This is a genomic window from Veillonella sp. (assembly GCF_018364065.1).
Lineage (GTDB): Bacteria > Bacillota > Negativicutes > Veillonellales > Veillonellaceae > Veillonella_A.
Map to the genome: position 1 here is coordinate 329,234 of NZ_JAGZMO010000003.1, position 21,260 is coordinate 350,493.

The following is a 21,260-nucleotide window of genomic DNA, read 5'->3' on the forward strand; positions in this document are numbered from 1 at the left end:
TGTTATAACTACAAAATTTGTAGGAGTTGGGGGACAATTCTAATTTACTTTAATTTTTGAAAAATAAGTATAATGAAAATAGTTGATTAAACTATGTTATACAGTAAAGAATATTTGATTATTTTATTGATGTCAAAAATTAAAAAATGATTAACAGTTAAAAGGAAGTTGCTAATCAAGTGAATAGGCTTTGGATGACTAATAAGTTTTGTTAATGGTTTGTAGGTTAGGGGTGCAATCGTGAACAATATTTTTAAAGTTATTTGGAGTAAAACAAAAGGATGTTATGTTGTTGCTTCAGAATTGGCGAAAAATCATCAGGGAAGTAAAAGTAGCATAAGCCGGAAAAAGCGAATCAGTGCGGCTGTAATGGCAGCGTTGCTATTGGCGCCACAGATGACAACATATGGGATAAATTATATTAATATTGGTGGTGATGGCTCCAAAGAGAATCCTGGGGAAGCGTGGCGCTCCGGGTCTTCGGGAAATGGGCAGTTATCTTTCATGGCTGGAGATGGAATTAAGATATCTATTGGAGATGTATCAGGAAAGGAATATGATAAAACATTTACCGCTACAATTGGAATCGATCCCAAGTATATGGAAAGCATTAATGCTAGCGTAAGTTCCGCATCGACCAGTGCTTCCAGTGCGGCAGTAAGTGAAAGTAACGCCTCGAACAGTGTGAGCTTGGCAAGTACAAGTGCAAGTTCTGCATCCACAAGTGCGGTTGAGGCAAGTACAGGTGCAAGCAGTGCAAGCTCAAGTGCTACACTAGCATCAACAAGTGCAAGTAGTGCAACATTGAGTGCAACATTAGCCTCTACTAGTGCATCCTCTTCGTTATCGAGTGCCGGAGTTTCTGAGTCATGGGCAAATCAAGCATCGACTAGTGCATCTAATGCAGTATCTAGTGCAAACTCAGCATCAACTAGCGCAAGCAGTGCAAGTTCAAGTGCAACTTTGGCTTCAACAAGTGCAAGTAGTGCAATATCGAGTGCAAGCTCAGCCTCTACGAGCGCAGTGAATGCCTCCAGTAGTGCTTCCGCAGCGTCTACCAGTGAAAGTAACGCTTTATCAAACGCAAACTTAGCGTCTACTAGCGCAAGCAGTGCTAACTCAAGTGCGGCTTTGGCTTCAACAAGTGCGAGTACTGCAACATCGAGTGCTACATTAGCATCTACCAGTGCAGAGGCTGTTCAAAGTAGTGCAAGTGTAGCGCAGAGTAGTGCAAACAGCGCAGCTTCTAGTGCAAGTTCAGCCTCAACAAGTGCAAGTAGTGCAGAATCGAGTGCGACTGAGGCAAGTACAAGTGCAAGTAACGCCGAAACTAGCGCAAGTAAAGCAGAATCAAGTGAAAGTCAAGCAGAGTCTAGTGCGACGAAAGCGGAAAGTAGTGCCTCATCGGCTGCTGACAGCGCCTCTTCCGCCTTTTCTTCGGCAAGTACGGCGGTTGATGCGGCATCCACAGCCAAAACGGCGGCATCCAGTGCGATTGAAGCAGCCACATCGGCCTCTACTTCGTATCAAAAGTTAGTGGATAGCGGTATTATAGGTGGCACGGCAACCGGGGAAAATGCAATGGCTATGGGCCGAGATTCGGTGGCTAAAGGAAATGGTGCATCGGCCATGGGAGTTAATGCATCGGCGACGGCTGAAGATGCGACAGCTATCGGCAGTAATGCCAGCGCCACCGGTAAAAACTCCGTAGCCTTGGGCGCCGGTTCCGTGGCAGATCAAGATAATACCGTATCGGTCGGCTCCATAGGGAATGAACGAAAGATAACAAATGTAGCAGCTGGTGAAATTTCACCTACATCGACGGATGCCATTAATGGCAGTCAGATTTATGGGTTAAGTTCTGAAATTGCCAATGTAGGAAATCGGGTTAATAAGTCCGGTGCGAATGCGGCAGCACTGGCAGCCTTGCATCCGCTGGAAGCTGATCCTGACGATAAAGCTACATTTGCTGTAGGTTTCGGTACCTATCATGGAGAAAAGAGTCTGGCTCTTGGCGCATTCTATCGGCCTAATGAGAACAGCATGTTCAGCATCGGTAGTACGCTCGATACGGGCGATGCCATGTTTAACGTAGGTGCGTCTTTTAAATTTGGTAGTAGCACAATCGACAGTGAGAAAAAGGCACAATATAAAAATATGCCGATAAGTACGATGAACGCTATTGAAGATAAGGTGCAAGAGCAACAGAAGACGATTAGTGCACAGGCTCGTCAAATAGAAGAGTTGCAGGCCCAGGTTAAAGCGCTGTTGGCTAAAGTCGGCGTGTAATATACGGAAAGAGCGAAATCAGCTAGTCAGCAAAACAATAAATAAGCAATGTAGTAAGTAACATAGGGATAGAAAAGTCCGGGGGATAAGGCCCCGGATTTTTCTAAAGACAGATTAAAGGGTATATATGATGAGTCATACTGTAAATGAAACGCAATTACAGAGAGAGACGGGGGCGAATGGAAAACGAGGGATTCGCATTGGTATTACATTTTTCTGGGGGCAAAGTTATAAGCATATCTGGTCGAATGGAGCCGGTCAAAATATGTACTTCTTGCGAGAAACGTTAAAGCAGATTGACTGGGTTGATGAGGTTTACTTCGTATTTTGGGGCAATGATTTAAAAACGCTGCCTAAAGAACTTGAAATCGATGCAATGGGTGTAGATATATTCCCTTATGAAGACGTAGTCAAGACGACGGACGTTTTAATTGAAGGAACGCTTACTCTAGAGCCACGCTATGAAAAAGAGTTTCGTAAGTACGGTGCTAAAATCGTAACGTTCCGAATGGGCAGTGATTTTATCATGGACATGGAGAAATTGGTCAATAAAAAGGATGGTGGACGTGGGTTTAACGGCTCTACATACGATCAAGTCTGGCTGATTCCGCAGATTTACAAGACCAACAAAGACTATATGGAAGTTATGACCGGGACGAAAGCCTATAAAGTACCTCACGTTTGGACCCCATTCTTTTTCGATAGACAGGTGGCGAATTTACAGGAAGGTCTCAGCTTTGGATATAATCCGGATAAAACAAAGCGTGGACGGCGCGTTACGGTGATGGAGCCGAACATATCTGTGCTTAAAAATTGCTACACGCCGGTGCTGATTGCGGAAGCGGCGTATAAAAAGGAGCCGGAAGCCATTGCCCATGTGTATTTGTGCAACACTTATGACATAAAAGACGTTTCCGGATTTCATAATTTTATCGGTTATACAAAACTCGTTAAAGATGGAATTATGACCGTAGAAACACGCCATTTGATGCCGTACTTTCTGTCGCGCTATACAGACATCATGTTGTCGTTCCAATGGGAATTGGGCTTAAACTATACGTACTATGAGGCGTTGTATGGAAACTATCCGTTGATTCATAATTCTACAATTTTGTTAAATGCCGGCGTAGGTTATTACTATCCGGAGTTCGATGCGCAGCGAGGCGCACAAGTACTGCTGGATGTAATTAACACATATGATGATAATTTTGAAGAAGAAGTAGCGAAAAATAAGGCCTTTCTGGAAACTCTATCGCCATACAATCCGGATGTATATAAAGAATACGAAAAATTACTGAATTTGTTATTTTGAGTATTGTTTTAATAGAAATACAAAGGCATAGTGCAGGAAGTTAAAGACAATATATACTGGATACAAAGGTCATATATGTAGGGATGAAGACAATATTTGTAGAAAGAGAAGTCAATATATACAGGAAATATATGAAGGGGAAATAGGCAATAAGTCCATCGATGTGAACACACTTCGATGGGCTTGTTTTGCGCTTCTTTACGTTGATATCGTAGCCACATTTTATTTGATATCTTCGCCACATTTTATTTGATATAATATGATTAAGAATTAGTGAATTTGTAATCGTATAGGGACTTTTATAAAGGGGATACAAAATGAAAATACATTATTTCCAACGTTATCACTCGCCGGAAAATGTAGCGACCGGCAACACGATGCTATTATTATCTCGGCTATATCAATATTCGCCGGATAAATTTTTTCGCTTGTTAAAAAATGAATTTTTTTCAGAGTACATAGAGGATGATTTCGAGCCGGAGATTGTATTTCAATTGCAAGAACGAAATCGTAACAGTGTGCCGGATGCTACGATTACACAAGATAGTTTTAAAATTGTGGTGGAGACTAAGTTGACAGATTCCTTTAATATAGATCAATTGGAACGGCACTTAGATTCGTTTGGTGTTGAAACGTATAAATTGTTAATCTCTTTGGCGCCTGGATTGATGCCGAAAGCACAAATGAAGACATTTACAGAGAGTTTGCGCCAATATAATGAAAAATTATTGCAACAACATAAGGAAAATGTGATTGAGCAGCAGAGGGAAGATGAGCTAAATCAGGGGAACTCTAAACTACGTAAGGCATTTACTAATACGGCTATCAATCCGATTATTCATATTAATACTACGTTTGAAAGTCTTGCCGATGCAGTGCAGTCGGTCATAGATCCGAATCTGGACCATGAGATGCAGGACATTTTAGATGATTATTTGGACTATTGCTATTTCGATAATCTAATTCCTGAGTCCGACTCGTGGAAGTTTATGCGTATGAAACGTGTGGGAACTACAATCGATTTTAATTTAAGTGAAAACCTTTATTACGATGATGCTACACGCCCATTTCGACCTCATGATTATTTAGGCTTGTATACGCAGAAAACTGTATGTGCCATTGGAAAAATTTGTGCCCGTATTACGGCCGAATATAAGGGGGAAAATGAGGTTGTATATGATGTGGAGTTTGGTGAACTGACTGATGAAGCGTAAAGCGCTTATTGAAAAGGCGGCTATTAAAGGCGAAGAATTTAATTATAAGTTAAAAGACTATAAACATAGATACTTCTTTGTTGAAAAATTCTATAAAACCAAGTTTGAAAAAGTGAGTCCTTACGCAGCAATGGGCGCAAGGATGTTTGATCTGACAAAAGTACTGGACTTGAAAAATCCGAAAAAAGGAAATATGCCAAGTGTAGAAGAAATTGCGGAGATGCTTAGCAAGGAGACGTGGAAGTAATACCTATACCCCCCTTATGCGTCTTTTTTCATGTTGTGATATAATTGTAAATGGAAAGTTTACGACTTTCTGCAACAAAAATTATTAAATTTATTTTATGTAACGTAGTATAGGTTTTATTTTAAAGGAGGCTCGTAATGAAAACATACGACATTATTGTCATCGGTTTCGGTAAGGCAGGTAAAACATTGGCCGGTATTTTGGCTAAGCAGGGCAAAAAGGTTGCCTTGATTGAAAAGGACGCCAACATGTACGGTGGTACTTGTATCAATGTGGGCTGTATTCCATCGAAACGATTGATTACTGATGCGGCATTGGCACCAACAGCAAGTGTGGAAGAAAAAGCCGCTTATTATAAAAAGTCTATTGAAGAAAAACGCAAGCTTACAGGTGCTTTGAATAAAGCCAACTATGATAAATTGATTGGTGCCGGTGTGGAAGTTATCGACGGCACAGCATCCTTTGTTGACGCTCATCACGTGGAAGTTAAAACTGCATCCGGTAACATTACATTGGAAGCGGCGCAGTTCTTGATTAATACAGGTGGCACGCCTGTAATTCCTAATATTAAAGGTGTTAATGAAAGCAACAAAGTGTATACTTCGGCTACACTCATGGACTTGGACGTATTCCCTCAAAAGCTGACTGTTGTAGGCGGCGGTTATATCGGCGTTGAATTCGCAGCTATGTACGCTAACTTCGGCAGCGAAGTAACAATTGTTCAAGATGCAGATGTATTCTTGCCTCGTGAAGACGAAGATATGGCCGAAGCTATTCGCGAAGTATTGGCAGCTAAGGGTGTTAAGGTTGTAACCGGTGCCACTGTTACTGAAATCAGCGGCGGCGACTTACATTACACTGTAGGCGGTGAAGCACAGGTTCTTCCTGGCGATGCTATCTTAATCGCTACAGGCCGTCGTCCTAACACTGACGAATTAAACGCGGAAAAAGCAGGCGTAAAACTTACTTCCCGCGGTGCTGTTGAAACTGATGAACATTTACGTACATCTGTAGATCATATTTGGGCTGCCGGTGACGTAGTTGGTAAATTGCAGTTCACTTACATTTCCTTAGATGACAGCCGTATCGTATTGTCTGACATGAAGGGCGAACGTACACGTACGACTGAAAACCGCGGCGCCTTCGCATACTCCGTATTCATTGATCCTCCATTGTCCCGCGTAGGTCTTAGCGAAAAAGACGCTAAAGCACAGGGCTTGGAATATCGCGTAGTAAAAATGCCGGCAGCGGCCATTCCTAAGACAAAAGTTCTTCGTAAAACAGAAGGTATGTTAAAAGCCTTAATCGGCACTGACGACAGAATCTTGGGCGTTCAATTATTCTGCGCTGAATCCCATGAAATCATCAACATGATTAAATTGGCTATGGACCACGACTTGAAATACCAAGTACTTCGTGACTTCATTTATAACCATCCAACTGTTTCCGAAGGATTGAACGACCTCTTTGCATTATAAGAGTTGGTTAACGGACCTAACCTTATAAGTAACAGTTGACTTAATCTAATAGTATGAGCGATAGTTGCTTAATCTTATATTATTAGAGCGGGCTAACTTAATCTAACAGTATAACTCCCTGAAGCTCTGAGATTTAGACTCAAAGTTTCAGGGAGTTTTTTATGTGGCACGAATTATAACGATTGTATTAACTCCTTTGATAATCAAAATATAGACCAGCTCTGAAGAAAAAACTTGCTTTAAGTTAACTCCAGTGTGTTAGAATGTATTTTATATTTAATAGAAATATAAAGAAGATAGTAATAATATAAGAAATGATTTGAGATAATCTCAGAGAAAATATAAAAGAAATTCTAAAAGGATACATAAGAGAGACAAGGAGTTTAGACTGATAAATGAATAGCAAGGCAATACAAAATATAAGGTATTTTATAGAGAATGTATGTAAAGGTATAAAGGCATACATAAGCGCCATGCGAACAGCAAGTGCAAAGGTGCGTGGCTCTTCTCTGGCAGTGCTTCTTATGGTGGGGATGGCGTTGTCTATGATGAATCCGTTCGCTGCGGAGGCACGTAGTACAGAGCTTACGATTCCCGGTGATCACGGCAAGTTAGCCGCTATTATGCAAACGCCGGATAACCGCGATACCTATCCTATGGTGATTATTATGCATGGTTTCTCTGCCAGCAAAGATGGCGCGTTGTTGAAGTTGATTGCGGACGATTTGGAGCAGAACGGTATTGCTTCAATACGCTTTGATTTTAACGGTCATGGCGACAGTGACGGTCGGTTCGAAGACATGACAGTGCTTAATGAAATCAGTGATGCTCGCCATGTATATGAGTTTTTAAAAGAGGACGCATCTAATAGAAATGTCATAACATCCATTTCACTGGTGGGCCACTCCCAAGGTGGTGTGGTGGCATCCATGTTAGCTGGAGAGTTGGCGAAGGAGCAGGGCAGTAAGGTTATTAACAGTGTGGTACTGTTGGCGCCGGCCGGAAATATTGCGGACGGTCTCATTGGAAGTAATTTCTTCAGCTTCCAATTTGATACGGAGCAGCTGCCGGAAGTGGTAGAATTGCCAAGCGGTTTACGCATTGGTCGTGATTATTTTAAAACGGCCTATAATTTACCAATCTATGATACGGCCAAACAATATGAAGGGCCGGTAGAGATTATTCAGGGCAGTGCTGATGAAGTGGTTCCGGAACGATATAGACGCCGATTTGAACGAGCCTATGGTGATAAGCGTGCGGAGCTGCATGTGTTGGACGGTTATGATCATGAGTTTACTCAAAATCGCCAGGCAGTGGCACAGATGGTGACTGACTTTGTGAAGACGAAGGCGGAAGCAACGGCCAATGGTTCTTCAAGTGATTTGATGGGAACGATTAACAGCTGGTGGCGGCAGGCAGTGCATTGGCTGGCACAAATTCGTACATTGCTGGGTGTTTAATTTGCACCTTACCGGGCGTTTAAATTCCCACATTCAGGATGTTTAATTAAATAATAAACGGAGTCCCCGTACTGATTGAGTAGTATCTTAAAGTTAGAGCTTTAATGCTAGAACTTTGAGGTTAGAGCTTTAATGCTAGAACTTTGAGGTTAGAGTTTTAATGCTAGAACTTTGAGGCTAAAACTTTAAGGTTAGAACTTTTTAGTGAATTACTCATATCGGTGCGGGGATTTTTTTGTTATTGTGAATGTTTTATTCGCATGGTCTTTTATTAGTGAGTTTGGTTAGTGATTTTTATTAGTATGGAAGTTTTGGTTAATGCGTTATCTGTTGCAATCCGAACGTAAAACAAGGCCTATTTACGGATAATTCGCGTGGCTACGAATTATATTATGTATACATTCGGCATTTAGGCTGAATAATATTGTAATTCTATAGTTTTTATGGTATCTTATATAAATACAAATGTCTATTCAAAGTAGAGAAGGGGGTGTTCAGGTGTCAGACCTAAGGAGTCGGGATTTTCCCATTTCACTAGGTCGTTTACCTACGGGACCGCGCAACACGATCACGGATGTGAGCGGTGTGCAGGTCGGCCATTATACGCTTGATGAAGGCAATGTGCATACGGGTGCGACGGTAATTATGCCCGGCGTCGGAAATCCGTTTACGAATAAGTACACGGCCGCCGCGTATGTGCAAAATGGTTTTGGTAAAACTTGCGGCATATCACAAATCGAAGAGTTAGGTTCGTTAGAAACACCGATTGCCCTGACGAATACATTGAATGTGGGCAAAGTTAGTGATGCACTCAATCAGTATATTCTTGCAATTTGTGAAGCGGACGGCACGGATGTGCGTTCCATTAATCCGGTGGTAGGCGAATGCAATGACAGCCGCCTTAATGACATCGGGAAACGCCCTATCGGCTACGACGAGGTGAAGGCGGCCATTGACAGCAGTGGCACTACCTTTGACCAGGGAGACGTTGGGGCCGGGCGAAGTACTGTTTGCTTCGGATTTAAAGGGGGCATTGGTTCCGCATCGCGACAGATTGTGCTGGACGGGCAAACCTATACAGTAGGTGTGTTGGTACAGTCCAACTTCGGGGCGACAGAGGATTTCGTATTGAATGGTCAGCCTGTAGGGCGCTGGTGGATAGACCGGCGTGAAAATGAGGCGGCCATTTCAGAATGTGATCAAGGGTCTATTATGGTAGTTGTAGCCACTGATTTACCCGTAAATAGTCGCCAGCTGCAGCGCATTATACGCCGTGCCGGTGTAGGGATTATGCGTACGGGCGCCTATGTGGGGCATGGAAGTGGCGAAGTGATGATCGGATTTACGACGGTCAATCGCATACCACTGAAGGGTCCTGTGTTTCGAACGGAAACCGTCATTTGTGACAGCGAGTTAAATCCCGCGTTTTTAGCAGTTGCTGAAGCAACGTATGAGGCAATTTTGAATTCCATGATAGCTGCGAAGGCGGCTAAAAGTGAATCCGGGGAGGTCTATGAAAGCTTGGCACATGTACTTAAACTGTACAATGAACAGGCTACATAGAAGTGAGTAAGCCCAATAGAGTGGTATGAGGCTATGAGGCTCTTCTTGGAACGTGTGGTGAAAGGATGGAGGGAAGGTATGAGAAAGTTTAAATGGATGAGCTTGTGCAGCCTTGTGTTGGCCGCATCGATTTTCTTTGCAGGATGTGGTGGCAGTGATTCCAACTCAGCAGAAGTTTCAATTCCGGAAGGTAAATCCATATCGCAGACTAAAGATGTGGTGGCGGCCATTCCGGTTGATATTACAACATTGGATCCAATGGATACAAGCGATACATTATCCGGCGGTATTCAACGTATGATGATGGACGGCTTGTACAGCTTTACTGATGATATGAAATTAAAACCTATGTTAGCTACAGGTTACACAGCAAATGCTGATGCTACTGAATTTACATTTACTTTGCGTAAAGGTGTAAAATTTACAGACGGCACTGACTGGAACGCTGATGCGGCGATTGCTAACGTAAACAAATGGACCGATAAAACATTAGGCTTAAAACGTACTAACTTCGTGTCCGGCATTATTAACCATGTAGAAAAAATCGACGACTACACCATTAAATTCGTGTTGAACAAACCGTTTGGTGCCTTCGTAAATAACATGGCCCATCCCGCTATGGTTATGATGAGTCCTAAACAATTAGCACAAGGCGTTGATGTAACAGCAAAACAACCTGTAGGTACCGGCCAATACAAATTTGTTGAATGGGTACCTGGCGACCATGTTACCATCGCTTTGAATAAAGATTGGTGGGGTTATAACAAAGAAGCGTCCGGCGGAGAAACTATTGTAGCTCCTGACGCAGGCTTCAAATCCATTACTTTCAAACCTGTTATCGAAAGTGCCAGCCGTGTAGCTATGCTTCAATCCGGCGATGCTCAGATGGTATTCGACGTACCGACTGAAAGTTTCGATATGTTATCTAAAGAGCCTAACATTAAGGCAACTCAAATCAACAGTATTATCGTTCGTTACTTATTCCTTAATACACAAAAACCTGCCCTTAGCGATATTCGCGTTCGTCAGGCTATCAGCATGGCAATTGACAAACAGGCATTCGTTAACGTAGTACGCAATGGTTTAGGTTCCGTGGCCACTTCTATCATCGGTCCGGATGTACAGTTCTACAAAGGCAATGAACCATTACCTTACGATGTAGCTAAAGCAAAAGCATTATTGAAAGAAGCGGGCTATGAAAATGGCTTAACTCTTAAATTGTTAATTTTTAATACTACTTCTTCTCAGAAACAGGCTGAATTCTACAAACAGCAATTGGCTGCAGCAGGTATTAACGTAGAAATCGTTTCCATGGAAAGTGCTATCGTAAACCAGAAGGTACAGGGATTCCGCGGCGAAGGTAAAGATGCTGAATATGATTTATACATCGCAGGTTGGTCACCATCCACCGGTGATGCAGACTGGGGTATTCGTCCAATGTTGGCATCCGAAATGATTCCACCATTAGGATATAACTTGTCTTACTATCAGAACCCTGAAATGGACGGCTACATTAATGCAGCGTTAACAACTGCCGATGAAGCAAAACGTAAAGAAGCTTACGCAAAAGCGCAAGACTTGTTCTGGAAAGACATCCCTATGGTTGCTGTAGCAAATGAACCGGCTACATGGGCTACTAACAATAAGATTACCGGCGTTCGTTTATTCCCTGATAACGGAATTAACTTGTCGAAAGCCCGTATGGCTGAATAGTTATTCTATCGCAGATGACTCGCTTTTCAGCACGGATGAATAATCCTTCTAGGAAATATGCATAATCTTTCTAGGATGGATGAATAATCATCTAGAATGGATGATTATAGTTTGGTAAAATATAAATAGAGTGGGGCCACCAGTCAGTCTGGTGGTCTCATCGTTTAAGAGAGAGGGTGCCCGAGGGGGCCCGGTGTTTTTTGGAAAGGAGAAGGTCTTTATGCTTAAGTATACGTCACGCCGTCTGATAGGCATGATACTGACCTTATTTTTGGTAACGACCTGTGTATTTTTCTTCGTACGATTAATACCGGGTGATCCGGCGCGTCTTGTAGCCGGGGAACAGGCCACTGAGGAAGATGTGTTGGCAGTACGTGCACAGTTAGGGCTTGATGAACCTGTTACTTCACAATATTTAAAATATATTACCGGCGTAATGCAAGGTGATTTGGGTACGTCTCTTCGTACAAAACGCCCTGTAACGGAGGAAGTTGGTTACCGTTACGGCAATACATTAAAACTTACATTCTTGAGTCTCGGTTGGGGCACAGTAGCCGGCGTGTTGCTCGGTGTTTGGTCCGGTCGTAACCGCGGCAAATGGCAGGACTACACCGGTATGGCCACGGCCGTATCAGGGATTTCCATGCCATCGTTCTGGATGGGGTTCCTACTCATTTTACTGTTCGGCGTTAAATTGCGGTGGCTTCCGACCACGGGGGCATCGGGCTTCCAAAGCTACATTTTACCGGCTATCACGTTGGGCACCAGTATTGCGGCCATCATTGCCCGTTTTACCCGTTCCTCAATCGTGGAGACGTTGAAAGAAGACTACATTCGTACAGCCCGTGCGAAAGGTCTTAGTGAAAATGTAGTTGTATGGAAGCATGCGTTCAGAAACTCCATGTTATCCGTTGTAACCGTAGTCGGTTTGCAGTTCGGTTTCTTGCTGGGCGGCGCCGTTGTTGTGGAAGCGGTTTTCGCATTTCCGGGCTTAGGTTCGCTGTTGATTCAGTCTGTAAACTTCCGCGATTATCCGGCGATTCAGTCATTAATCTTGATTTTCTCCGCTCAATTTATTGTTATCAATACATTGGTGGATATGTTATATGCTGCGTTAAATCCTGAAATTAAATTATCCTAAGGAGGGTTCCTAATGAGCGAAAAACTACAAACAGTTCAACCGGGGGACCCGGGGATGGATTTAGCGATCCATGATGAAATTAAAAGTCCTGTGAAAGTAATGACGCAGCGATTTTTAAAACAGCGCAACTCTGTTATTGCGTTGTGCTTTATCTTGTTCTTAGTTGTTATTGCCTTCATCGGACCGGCCATTGTGCCTTACGATGTGAATGAATTCGACTACAGTGCCATTCTTCAGGGGCCGAGTGCGAAGCATTTCTTCGGTACCGATGAATTCGGCCGTGACTTGTTCTCCCGTATCATTTTAGGTACGCCGATTTCCTTGGCCGTAGGCTTATCTGCCGTTACTATCGGTGCCGTTACAGGTACAGTTCTCGGCTTGGTGAGCGGTTACTATCGCGGCTGGATTGACGGCGTTATCATGCGTATTTGCGATACATTGTTCGCCTTCCCTGGTATTATCTTGGCTATCGCCATCGTGGCAATCTTAGGGAGCGGCCTTTACAACGTAGTTATCGCCGTTGCCGTATTCTCCACGCCAACCTTCGCGCGTATCGTGCGCAGTCGGACTATGGCGATTAAAGAGTCCGTTTTCGTAAAAGCGGCCATCAACTTAGGAGCGTCGGATGCGCGTATTCTATTCAAACACATTTTACCGGGTGCAATTCCTGATATTATCGTTCAATATACTATGTCCATCGGTACATCTATTTTGACAGCGTCCAGCTTGAGCTTCCTCGGCATGGGGGCGCAACCGCCAACTCCGGAATGGGGCTTGCTCTTGTCTAACGGCCGTCAGTATATTGCGACGAATATGTACACGACTATATTCCCGGGCCTGGCCATCTTCTTTACAGTGCTCAGCTTTAATACATTGGGCGACGGTTTGCGCGATGCGCTTGACCCTAAGATGACAGAATAGGAGGGATGCAGAATGAGTGAAAAGAAAATGATTTTAGAAGTAAAACATCTGCATACTAACTTCTATACTGACGATGTAGTGGTTAAGGCAGTAGATGACGTGTCCTTGGAGCTTCAGGAAGGGACGACGCTCGGCATTGTAGGTGAATCGGGGAGTGGCAAAAGCGTAACCGCCCTTTCCATCATGAGTCTTCTCATGGGCACGAAGGGCAAGGTTGTGGACGGCGAAATCCTTCTCGATGGAGATGATGTGCTTCATATTTCAGAAGAGAAAAAACGAGATCTTCGCGGCGGCCGCATTTCCATGATTTTCCAGGAACCTATGACCAGCTTGAACCCCGTAATGACCATTGGCGATCAGTTGTTGGAATGTATTAATGCCCACAAAGATATGCCGAAGTCCGAGGCTTATGAAAAAGCGAAAAATATGCTGGAGCTCACAGGGATTCCTCGCGTCGAAAAAATGATGAAGGAATATCCGTTCCAGTTGTCCGGCGGTCAGCGTCAGCGTGTTATGATTGCCATGGCACTGATTACAGAACCGGAAGTGCTCATTGCGGACGAACCGACTACAGCGCTGGACGTTACGATTCAGGCGCAGATTCTCGACTTGATGAATCGTTTAAAAGAACAAATCGGTACGTCTACATTGTTTATTACTCATGACTTGGGCGTAGTGGCTGAAATTTGCGACTATGTAGCCGTTATGTACTGCGGCCGTGTCGTAGAAAAAGCGGATGTATATTCTTTGTTTGGCAATACGGCCCATCCATATACGCAGGGGCTGTTGTCCTCCATTCCTAAGTTAGGCGAAGAAGTGGATGCGTTAACTGTAATTCCGGGCAATGTGCCAAACCCTCGCAATATGCCGAAAGGTTGTAAATTTGCACCGCGCTGCTCGAAAGCGTTCGGCCGTTGTTTTGAAGAAGAACCGGGATTTTTTGAAGTGGGCAAAGGCCATGTAAGCCGCTGCTGGCTCCATGATCCGCAGGCCGTGGCTGAAAGAGACGCACAACAAGGAGGTGAGGCTTGATGGAAAAAGAAAATATTTTAGAAGTGCATGATTTAAAAGTATATTATCCTACAAGCAGTGACACTCTCTTTGGTAAGGGCGGTTTCGTAAAAGCGGTTGACGGCGTTACCTTTGAAATTCGTAAAAATGAAGTGTTCGGTATCGTAGGTGAATCGGGCTGTGGTAAGTCTACATTAGGTAAAGCGCTTTGCCGATTGGAAGATATTACTGACGGCCGTGTTGAATTGGACGGCCAGGATATTTCAAAATTCACTCGCAAGGAAATGCGTCCTGTGCGCAAATCCATTCAGATGATTTTCCAGGATCCTTATGCATCCTTGAATCCACGCATGAGTGTATTCGACATTATTGCGGAACCGATTCGGATTCACAACTTGGCGAAAAACGATAAAGAATTGGAAGATAAGGTTGTAGACTTGCTCCGTCGCGTTGGTCTCGACGCGTACCATGCGAACCGTTATCCTCATGAATTCTCCGGCGGTCAGCGTCAGCGTATCGGCATCGCCCGTGCACTGGCGGTAGAACCGAAGCTGATCATTGCGGACGAACCGGTATCAGCGCTGGACGTATCCATTCAGGCGCAAGTACTGAACTTGATGAACAAGCTGAAAAAGACTTAAATCTTACCTATATTTTTATCGCCCATGACTTGAGCGTAGTGGAACATATTAGTGACCGTATCGGCGTTATGTATTTGGGCAACTTCGTAGAAGCGGGGGATAAGAAAAAGATTTACGCCAATCCGCTTCATCCGTACACGCAGGCGCTCTTATCGGCTGTACCGATTGCAGACCCGAAAGTGCGTCGGGAACGCGTTATTTTGGAAGGTTCCATTCCGTCGGCAACTAATCCGCCGAGCGGCTGTAAATTCCATACGCGCTGTCCAAAACGGATGCCGATTTGTGAAACCGAAGTACCTCAACGGTACGAACCGACTAAAGATCATTATGTATATTGTCATTTATATGACGATAAAATTAAAGAATAATCAAAGGATTAATCAAAGAATTAGTCAAAGAACGATTAACAATGATCGAATAGAAGTCAAAGCGTAATTAAAAAATAATTAACTGTCTGTCCATAATTGAATATGTACAGGACTTAGATAAGCCCTTGAGAAAGTCTCAAGGGCTACTCTGTTATTTGCAGTTATTTCGCTTGTTGTTGCGGTGATTTTACTTATTGCATTGCGGTGCTTATGCTTACAGCTACTTAAGTGATTTCACCAGTTGTATTTATGTTATTTCGCTCGTTTAGGGGTGATGTGTATGAAATTATTTATCAGTGCTGATATTGAAGGTTGCGCAGGCTGGGCGTTTCGCGAGGAGGGTCATGTAGGGGAGCCTTCCTATGAATATATGCGTCAGCAGATGACGCGGGAAGTGTTGGCGGCCTGTGAGGCGGCGCATGCGCACGGTGCTACGGAGATTGTGGTAAAAGACGGTCACGGGGCGGCCAATAATATTGATCCGTTGGCTTTGCCCGGCTATGTAACGTTGATTCGGGGGAAGAGCGGTCATCCGTACAATATGATGTATGGTTTGGACAGCACTTTTGACGGCGTGGCTTATATCGGTTACCATGCTGGCGCCGGTGACGTGCATTTTAACGGCAGTCATACGTCAACGGGAAACAGCCTGTATATTCGGCTTAACGGAAAAGCGATGAGTGAATATATGTTAAATACGTACACAGCTCTTTCCATGGGCGTGGTGCCTCTATTTATCTCCGGTGATGCGGCCATTTGTAAACAGGCGGAAAAGCTGGTGCCTCATGTGGTGACCAACGTGACGAAGGACGGCGTAGGCGGCGCTACCTTCTGTAAATCTGTGGACACGGTAATGGATGGTATTCGTAGCGGCATAGGCGAAGCATTGAAGCGATGGGACGATGCACAAAAGAGCAAGAAACCGCTTAACCGCAGCGTTACGTTGCCCAATGAGTTTATTTATGAAGTGACTTTTAAGGACTGGCACCAGGCCTATAAAATGTCGTTTTACCCACGGATGGAACAGGTAAATGATTTTACCATTCGCCTCATCAGCAATTCGTGGCTAGACATCGTGACGGCCCATAGTTTTGTGGTATATTAAGCAAGATTTTCGGCTTTGAAAAGACATAAATATGAGGAATTAAGCAGATACATATGTGCAATTAAGCAGATGAATATGAGAGAGTAAGGAGATTGTTATGAACGTAGAATTGATTCGTGAATTAAGCAATGCTTTTGGCCCCAGCGGTTTTGAAGAAGACGTGGTGAAGGTGGTAGCAAAGCACAGCAAAAGCTATGCTATCGCGCATGACGCCATGTTTAATACGTACATTAGAAAACCCGGCAATGAAGGTCATGGTGTAATCGTACAGTTAGATGCTCATTTGGACGAATGTGGCTTCATGGTGCAGGCTATCAATGATGACGGTACCTTATCTGTCATTACCTTGGGAGGTTTCCATCCGACTAATTTGCCGGCTCACACTGTGCTGGTGCGCACCCGCTCCGGACAGGTTCATCGCGGCATTATTGCAGCTAAGCCGGTGCATTTTATGACTGAAGAAGAACGGGCTTCGCAGAAGATTGCCATTGAAACGTTGAAAGTGGATGTGGGAACTACCTCTCGTGAAGAAACGGAACAGGTATTAGGCATTTCCTTAGGCGATCCGATGGTGCCTGATGTGACATTTGATTATAACGAAGCGACCGGCGTTTGCTTCGGCAAGGCCTTCGATAATCGTGCAGGTTGTGCGTGCATCATTGATACAATGGATAAAGTGTTTGCAGACGGCGTAGAAGCGGCTCCGGTAACTGTTGTCGGGGCCTTCGCGTCTCAAGAAGAAGTGGGCATGCGCGGTGCTACGGTAACCGCTCAGGTTGTAAAACCGGATTTGGCCATTGTCTTTGAAGGATCTCCGTCCGATGATTTCTTCATTGGCGTTACACAGGCACAGGGCCGAATGAAGAGCGGCGCTCAAATCCGCTTATGCGATAAGAGCTATATTTCCAATGTGGCATTTATTGAAGTGGCCGAAAAAATTGCTAAAGAATTAAATATTCCGTTCCAGGAAACAGTACGCCGTGGCGGCAGCACCAATGCGGGTGTTATCAGCTTGACCGGCAAGGCCGTACCTTGTCTCGTAATCGGCGTTCCATCCCGTTACGTTCATTCCCATTATAACTTCTGCGCTCTCAGTGATTTGGAAGCGGCCTCCGACCTGGCGGCGGCAGTTATTAAACGCTTAACGCCGGACACCATCCGTCACATCATGCGCCAGGATGTATTGGGATAAAAACGAAAAGATATAAACGAAAAGATATAAACGTAGAAGTGCAGAATCGCAGAAAAGCAGAAAAGCAGAAAGGCCTGAATGCTTACATGATTAAAGGTACAAAGGGTTAAATGCTTTCAATTGTATATAAAGACGTTCAATTCATCAGTGAGTTTTATAATATAAGCTCAATGAATTGAACGTCTTTTTATATGAAAGAGTAGATGCGGCAAAGAAGTAGTTCTTAACCAACCAGCTTATGGCATATATCGTAAGCTATGTATCGATAAATAGAAAAAAATCTATTTACTCTATAGGAAGTCCTGCGGAAAGAGCGTATAATAATATATATAGTGATACGCGTAAACGTCATGAAATTAAGTTCTAAATCTTTATGAAAAGAACTTGTAATTGTGAAGGTTATGTGGTAATTTATAAAGGAATCAAATTCTATTGATTTAGTAGGATTAAAGTTCGCATCGGTATAAGCCATGATAAAGTTTTTATATTTTGGAATAAGACTTAATACTGTATAACAAGGGCTTTATATTCTGTAATAAGCGCTTTATACGGTGCAACAAGAGGCTTTATACTCTATAGCAGTAGACTGTGATTCGATGTTTTAAGAACATTTTTTCAGAAAAGCATTTTTTCAAGGGAATATTATTTTTTTAGAAAATATTTTCAAGAACGCATTTTTCAGAAAAAGGAGAGAGGTATGAAAAAATTAAAGCTTTCAGGTCTTATCGGCCTGGCGATGGCGGCGATGCTTGCACTGGCGGGTTGTGGCAGCAATACCGGTACGTCCGGCGTTGTGGACATTCCGGAAGGCAAGTCTGTATCGCAACAAAAAGATGTAGTGGCAGCTGTGGCTGTAGATATTACAACAATGGACCCTATGGATACGAGTGACAACTTGTCCGGCGGCATCCAACGTCTCGTAATGGACGGTTTATATGGCTTTGATGACGATATGAAATTGAAGCCCATGTTGGCAACAGGTTACACCGCTAATCCGGAAGCTACGGAGTTCACATTTACTTTGCGTAAAGGTGTTAAATTCTCCGACGGCACTGACTGGAATGCTGACGCAGCCATTGCAAACGTAAATAAATGGATGGACAAAAGCTTAGGCTTAAAACGAACTTCCTTCGTGTCCGGCATTATTGAAAAAGTTGAAAAGATTGATGACTACACCATCAAATTTACTTTGAATAAACCATTTGGCGCTTTCGTAAATAACATGGCACATCCTGCTATGGTTATGATGAGTCCTAAGCAGATTGCGGCAGGGCTTGATGCGACAGCTAAACATCCGGTTGGTACAGGCCAATACACATTTGTGGAATGGGTACCGGGCGACCATGTAACATTGGCATTGAATAAGAACTGGTGGGGTTATAATAAGGATGTTGCCGGCGGCGAAGCGTTGGTAGCACCTGATGCAGGTTTTAAAACGATTACCTTTAAACCGGTAGGCGAAAACTCCAGCCGTGTAGCAATGCTTCAATCCGGTGATGCACAGATGATTTTCGACGTACCAAGTGAAAGCTACAGTGCGTTGGAACAGGATAGCAACCTTCATGTAGATAAAGCACAGAGCATCAGTGTTCGTTACTTGATGATGAATACACAGAAACCGGCTCTCAGCGATCCGCGTGTACGTCAGGCTATCGCATTAGCTATCGATAAAAATGCTTACGTTAATGTTGTACGTAACGGTTTAGCATCCGTGGCAACATCTGTAATCGGTCCGAATGTTCAGTACTACAAAGCAAACGATCCGATTCCATATGATGTGGAAAAAGCCAAGGCATTATTGAAAGAAGCCGGCTATGGCAACGGTTTGAAACTTAAATTGTTAATGTACAATACAAGTGCTAACCAGAAACAGTCCGAGTTCTACAAACAGCAGTTGGCTGCCGTAGGCATTGATGTAGAAATTAACGGCATGGAAAGTGCCATTGTAAACCAGAAGGCTCAGGGTTTCAAAGGTGAAGGTAAAGATGCGGAATACGACATTTACATGGGTTCCTGGTCTCCATCGACCGGTGATGCGGATTGGGGCATGCGTCCAATCTTAGCGTCTGAATCTACACCACCAAGAAGCTACAACATGTCCTTCTATCAAAATCCTGAAATGGATGCATTACTTCAGGCCGGTTTAACAACCTCCGATACTAATGCCCGCGCTGCTGCGTATGCAAAAGCACAGGATCTTGCTTGGAAAGACTTGCCAATGGTTCCGATGGTAAATGATTTCACTACATGGGCTACATCGAATAAAATTTCCGGTGTACGCATGTATCCGGACAACAGCATCAACATTTCAAAAGCCAGAATGGCGGAATAAGAGGCTGAAAACCGAGGCATAATCAGATGATAAAGGCCGTTCGTTTTAACCGACGAACGGCTTTTTTTGTACACTGTTTGCGAGAGGATTGAAAAGAACGGCGCAGACAAGTTAAAATAGAATCAATACATAGTAGTTACGGTGGCCGTCGGCTGCCGCGTTATAAATGGGGCGAGCATATGATACGAAATCAGTGGGGCTTATTTGAAAATAAAAAAACTGTATATTATATTATAAAGCTCGGCGTGAACGACAATATTATTGTGGAGCGGGTGGAAGAGTACTATCCTGATGAAATCGGGACTTACGTGCAGCACTACATTGATCCAGGCTTGTTGGGGATTAAAGAACTGGCGACCATTAAAGGGACTGATAAAAAACTGGTGCTGCTCTATAACAGATCCGGTGAAGGCCCGTTAAACTCCATGGCGTCACAACTGGGCGGTAAGGACATTCACGAATTGGCCTTTCTTTGCTGTGCCTGCTCCGGAGAAAATCGTCAGGAACGATTGGAAGCCATACGTCAGGATGTGCTTGACGATTTAGTAATGTCTCTTAAGAAAACGTTCGTGGAAAAACGCAACTTGGCGTTTTCCGAAGGACATACAATTCGGCGACTGGCCATGTCCGGAGACCGAATGCCGGCAGTATTCCAAAACTTGGCACAGCGCATTGTGGGCTGTGAATCATCACTCAATATGGAGATGGAATTTTTCAACCGAGACTTTACACACGATATTTACTATCGTAGTAGCGATGAAGAGTATTTTGTAGAATGTCATCAGGACGATCGGGCCGGTCGATTGTATTTAGCCGTGTTTAAACGGCTGGAAGTACTGGACAGAGAGTTTGATGCGAAAACACAGCAGAAGATTGAATTGAGCGTAGCTTTGGAGTCACTCAATCGCTGCCTGGTTAATCGCCGTGGCTCCGTGGCGATTGCCTTAAAGAACCTTGTAAAGGACTACCTAAACGAGCGAGGCTATAAATATAAAATGGAAGAACAGCCCGGATGGGCCATTCCTCCTGATATGATTTACGTCTTTTTATATGGCGAAAATTACACTGCCAACGTGGTTCTCGTCGATGGACGAAGACTTCACATCGACCTGCGTGTGAAAAAACAACAGGTACACATGGATGTGTATGAAATCACGTGGAAAAAATCGTATGAATCACGAGTTTGCTAGTGATGCTTAAAAAATCCCGTTACTAAAGAAAAAACTTTAGTAACGGGATTTTTTTCAAGAAACTTTATGGCTCTTTATGTACA

At 43.7% G+C, this 21,260-nt stretch carries 17 protein-coding genes; all 17 read left to right on the forward strand.

Annotation, left to right across the window (positions count from 1 at the left end):
- Positions 1-240: 240 nt before the first annotated feature.
- The gene (locus KHZ77_RS04885; RefSeq protein WP_295196248.1) at positions 241-2,289 is read left to right on the forward strand and encodes an ESPR-type extended signal peptide-containing protein; all 2,049 of its coding nucleotides are present in this window, start codon (positions 241-243) and stop codon (positions 2,287-2,289) included.
- A gap of 130 nt (positions 2,290-2,419) precedes the next feature.
- Positions 2,420-3,601, forward strand: a complete 1,182-nt coding sequence (locus tag KHZ77_RS04890; protein WP_295196250.1) for a DUF2827 family protein — start codon at positions 2,420-2,422, stop codon at positions 3,599-3,601.
- A gap of 317 nt (positions 3,602-3,918) precedes the next feature.
- Positions 3,919-4,815 carry a hypothetical protein gene (locus tag KHZ77_RS04895; RefSeq protein ID WP_295196252.1) on the forward strand — a complete coding sequence of 299 codons (897 nt, stop codon included), beginning with the start codon at positions 3,919-3,921 and terminating at the stop codon, positions 4,813-4,815.
- A complete protein-coding gene (locus KHZ77_RS04900) occupies positions 4,805-5,062 on the forward strand; it encodes a hypothetical protein (protein WP_295196253.1) in 258 nt (85 codons plus the stop codon). Before KHZ77_RS04895 ends, KHZ77_RS04900 begins: the two co-directional genes overlap by 11 nt.
- Before the next feature lie 137 nt (positions 5,063-5,199).
- Positions 5,200-6,540, forward strand: a complete 1,341-nt coding sequence (locus KHZ77_RS04905; protein WP_295196255.1) for an FAD-dependent oxidoreductase — start codon at positions 5,200-5,202, stop codon at positions 6,538-6,540.
- Between the two features lie 473 nt (positions 6,541-7,013).
- Positions 7,014-8,000: an alpha/beta fold hydrolase gene (locus tag KHZ77_RS04910; protein ID WP_295196257.1), complete on the forward strand. Its 987-nt coding sequence runs from the start codon at positions 7,014-7,016 to the stop codon at positions 7,998-8,000.
- Positions 8,001-8,498: 498 nt separating this feature from the next.
- Positions 8,499-9,563, forward strand: a complete 1,065-nt coding sequence (locus KHZ77_RS04915; RefSeq protein ID WP_295196259.1) for a P1 family peptidase — start codon at positions 8,499-8,501, stop codon at positions 9,561-9,563.
- Positions 9,564-9,641: 78 nt separating this feature from the next.
- Positions 9,642-11,276, forward strand: a complete 1,635-nt coding sequence (locus KHZ77_RS04920) for an ABC transporter substrate-binding protein (RefSeq protein WP_295196261.1) — start codon at positions 9,642-9,644, stop codon at positions 11,274-11,276.
- 220 nt (positions 11,277-11,496) lie between these two features.
- Entirely contained in the window at positions 11,497-12,417 is a 921-nt protein-coding gene (locus KHZ77_RS04925; RefSeq protein WP_295196263.1) for an ABC transporter permease subunit, read from the forward strand.
- Positions 12,418-12,429: 12 nt separating this feature from the next.
- Positions 12,430-13,338 carry an ABC transporter permease subunit gene (locus KHZ77_RS04930; protein ID WP_295196265.1) on the forward strand — a complete coding sequence of 303 codons (909 nt, stop codon included), beginning with the start codon at positions 12,430-12,432 and terminating at the stop codon, positions 13,336-13,338.
- Positions 13,339-13,350: 12 nt separating this feature from the next.
- Positions 13,351-14,370, forward strand: coding sequence for an ABC transporter ATP-binding protein (locus KHZ77_RS04935; RefSeq protein WP_295196266.1), 1,020 nt, complete (start codon positions 13,351-13,353; stop codon positions 14,368-14,370).
- Positions 14,370-14,990 carry a dipeptide/oligopeptide/nickel ABC transporter ATP-binding protein gene (locus KHZ77_RS04940; protein WP_295196268.1) on the forward strand — a complete coding sequence of 207 codons (621 nt, stop codon included), beginning with the start codon at positions 14,370-14,372 and terminating at the stop codon, positions 14,988-14,990. The genes KHZ77_RS04935 and KHZ77_RS04940 overlap by 1 nt, the downstream gene beginning before the upstream one ends.
- Before the next feature lie 38 nt (positions 14,991-15,028).
- Positions 15,029-15,358, forward strand: a complete 330-nt coding sequence (locus KHZ77_RS04945; protein WP_295196270.1) for an ABC transporter ATP-binding protein — start codon at positions 15,029-15,031, stop codon at positions 15,356-15,358.
- A gap of 280 nt (positions 15,359-15,638) precedes the next feature.
- Positions 15,639-16,463, forward strand: coding sequence for a M55 family metallopeptidase (locus KHZ77_RS04950; protein WP_295196272.1), 825 nt, complete (start codon positions 15,639-15,641; stop codon positions 16,461-16,463).
- Between the two features lie 97 nt (positions 16,464-16,560).
- Positions 16,561-17,655 carry a M20/M25/M40 family metallo-hydrolase gene (locus KHZ77_RS04955; protein WP_295196274.1) on the forward strand — a complete coding sequence of 365 codons (1,095 nt, stop codon included), beginning with the start codon at positions 16,561-16,563 and terminating at the stop codon, positions 17,653-17,655.
- 697 nt (positions 17,656-18,352) lie between these two features.
- Positions 18,353-19,987 (forward strand): ABC transporter substrate-binding protein, encoded by a 1,635-nt coding sequence (locus tag KHZ77_RS04960; RefSeq protein WP_295196276.1) that lies wholly within the window; start codon positions 18,353-18,355, stop codon positions 19,985-19,987.
- Positions 19,988-20,166: 179 nt separating this feature from the next.
- Positions 20,167-21,177 (forward strand): hypothetical protein, encoded by a 1,011-nt coding sequence (locus KHZ77_RS04965; protein ID WP_295196278.1) that lies wholly within the window; start codon positions 20,167-20,169, stop codon positions 21,175-21,177.
- The last annotated feature ends 83 nt before the right edge of the window (positions 21,178-21,260 follow it).

What these genes read in the sequence shown, in the direction of transcription:
- KHZ77_RS04900 (WP_295196253.1), top strand. Translation starts at nt 4,805, where the DNA reads ATGAAGCGTAAAGCGCTTATTGAAAAGGCGGCTATTAAAGGCGAAGAA.
- KHZ77_RS04895 (WP_295196252.1), top strand. Translation starts at nt 3,919, where the DNA reads ATGAAAATACATTATTTCCAACGTTATCACTCGCCGGAAAATGTAGCG.
- KHZ77_RS04965 (WP_295196278.1), top strand. Translation starts at nt 20,167, where the DNA reads ATGATACGAAATCAGTGGGGCTTATTTGAAAATAAAAAAACTGTATAT.
- KHZ77_RS04955 (WP_295196274.1), top strand. Translation starts at nt 16,561, where the DNA reads ATGAACGTAGAATTGATTCGTGAATTAAGCAATGCTTTTGGCCCCAGC.
- KHZ77_RS04935 (WP_295196266.1), top strand. Translation starts at nt 13,351, where the DNA reads ATGAGTGAAAAGAAAATGATTTTAGAAGTAAAACATCTGCATACTAAC.
- KHZ77_RS04890 (WP_295196250.1), top strand. Translation starts at nt 2,420, where the DNA reads ATGAGTCATACTGTAAATGAAACGCAATTACAGAGAGAGACGGGGGCG.
- KHZ77_RS04905 (WP_295196255.1), top strand. Translation starts at nt 5,200, where the DNA reads ATGAAAACATACGACATTATTGTCATCGGTTTCGGTAAGGCAGGTAAA.
- KHZ77_RS04910 (WP_295196257.1), top strand. Translation starts at nt 7,014, where the DNA reads ATGCGAACAGCAAGTGCAAAGGTGCGTGGCTCTTCTCTGGCAGTGCTT.
- KHZ77_RS04950 (WP_295196272.1), top strand. Translation starts at nt 15,639, where the DNA reads ATGAAATTATTTATCAGTGCTGATATTGAAGGTTGCGCAGGCTGGGCG.
- KHZ77_RS04925 (WP_295196263.1), top strand. Translation starts at nt 11,497, where the DNA reads ATGCTTAAGTATACGTCACGCCGTCTGATAGGCATGATACTGACCTTA.
- KHZ77_RS04920 (WP_295196261.1), top strand. Translation starts at nt 9,642, where the DNA reads ATGAGAAAGTTTAAATGGATGAGCTTGTGCAGCCTTGTGTTGGCCGCA.
- KHZ77_RS04930 (WP_295196265.1), top strand. Translation starts at nt 12,430, where the DNA reads ATGAGCGAAAAACTACAAACAGTTCAACCGGGGGACCCGGGGATGGAT.
- KHZ77_RS04960 (WP_295196276.1), top strand. Translation starts at nt 18,353, where the DNA reads ATGAAAAAATTAAAGCTTTCAGGTCTTATCGGCCTGGCGATGGCGGCG.
- KHZ77_RS04940 (WP_295196268.1), top strand. Translation starts at nt 14,370, where the DNA reads ATGGAAAAAGAAAATATTTTAGAAGTGCATGATTTAAAAGTATATTAT.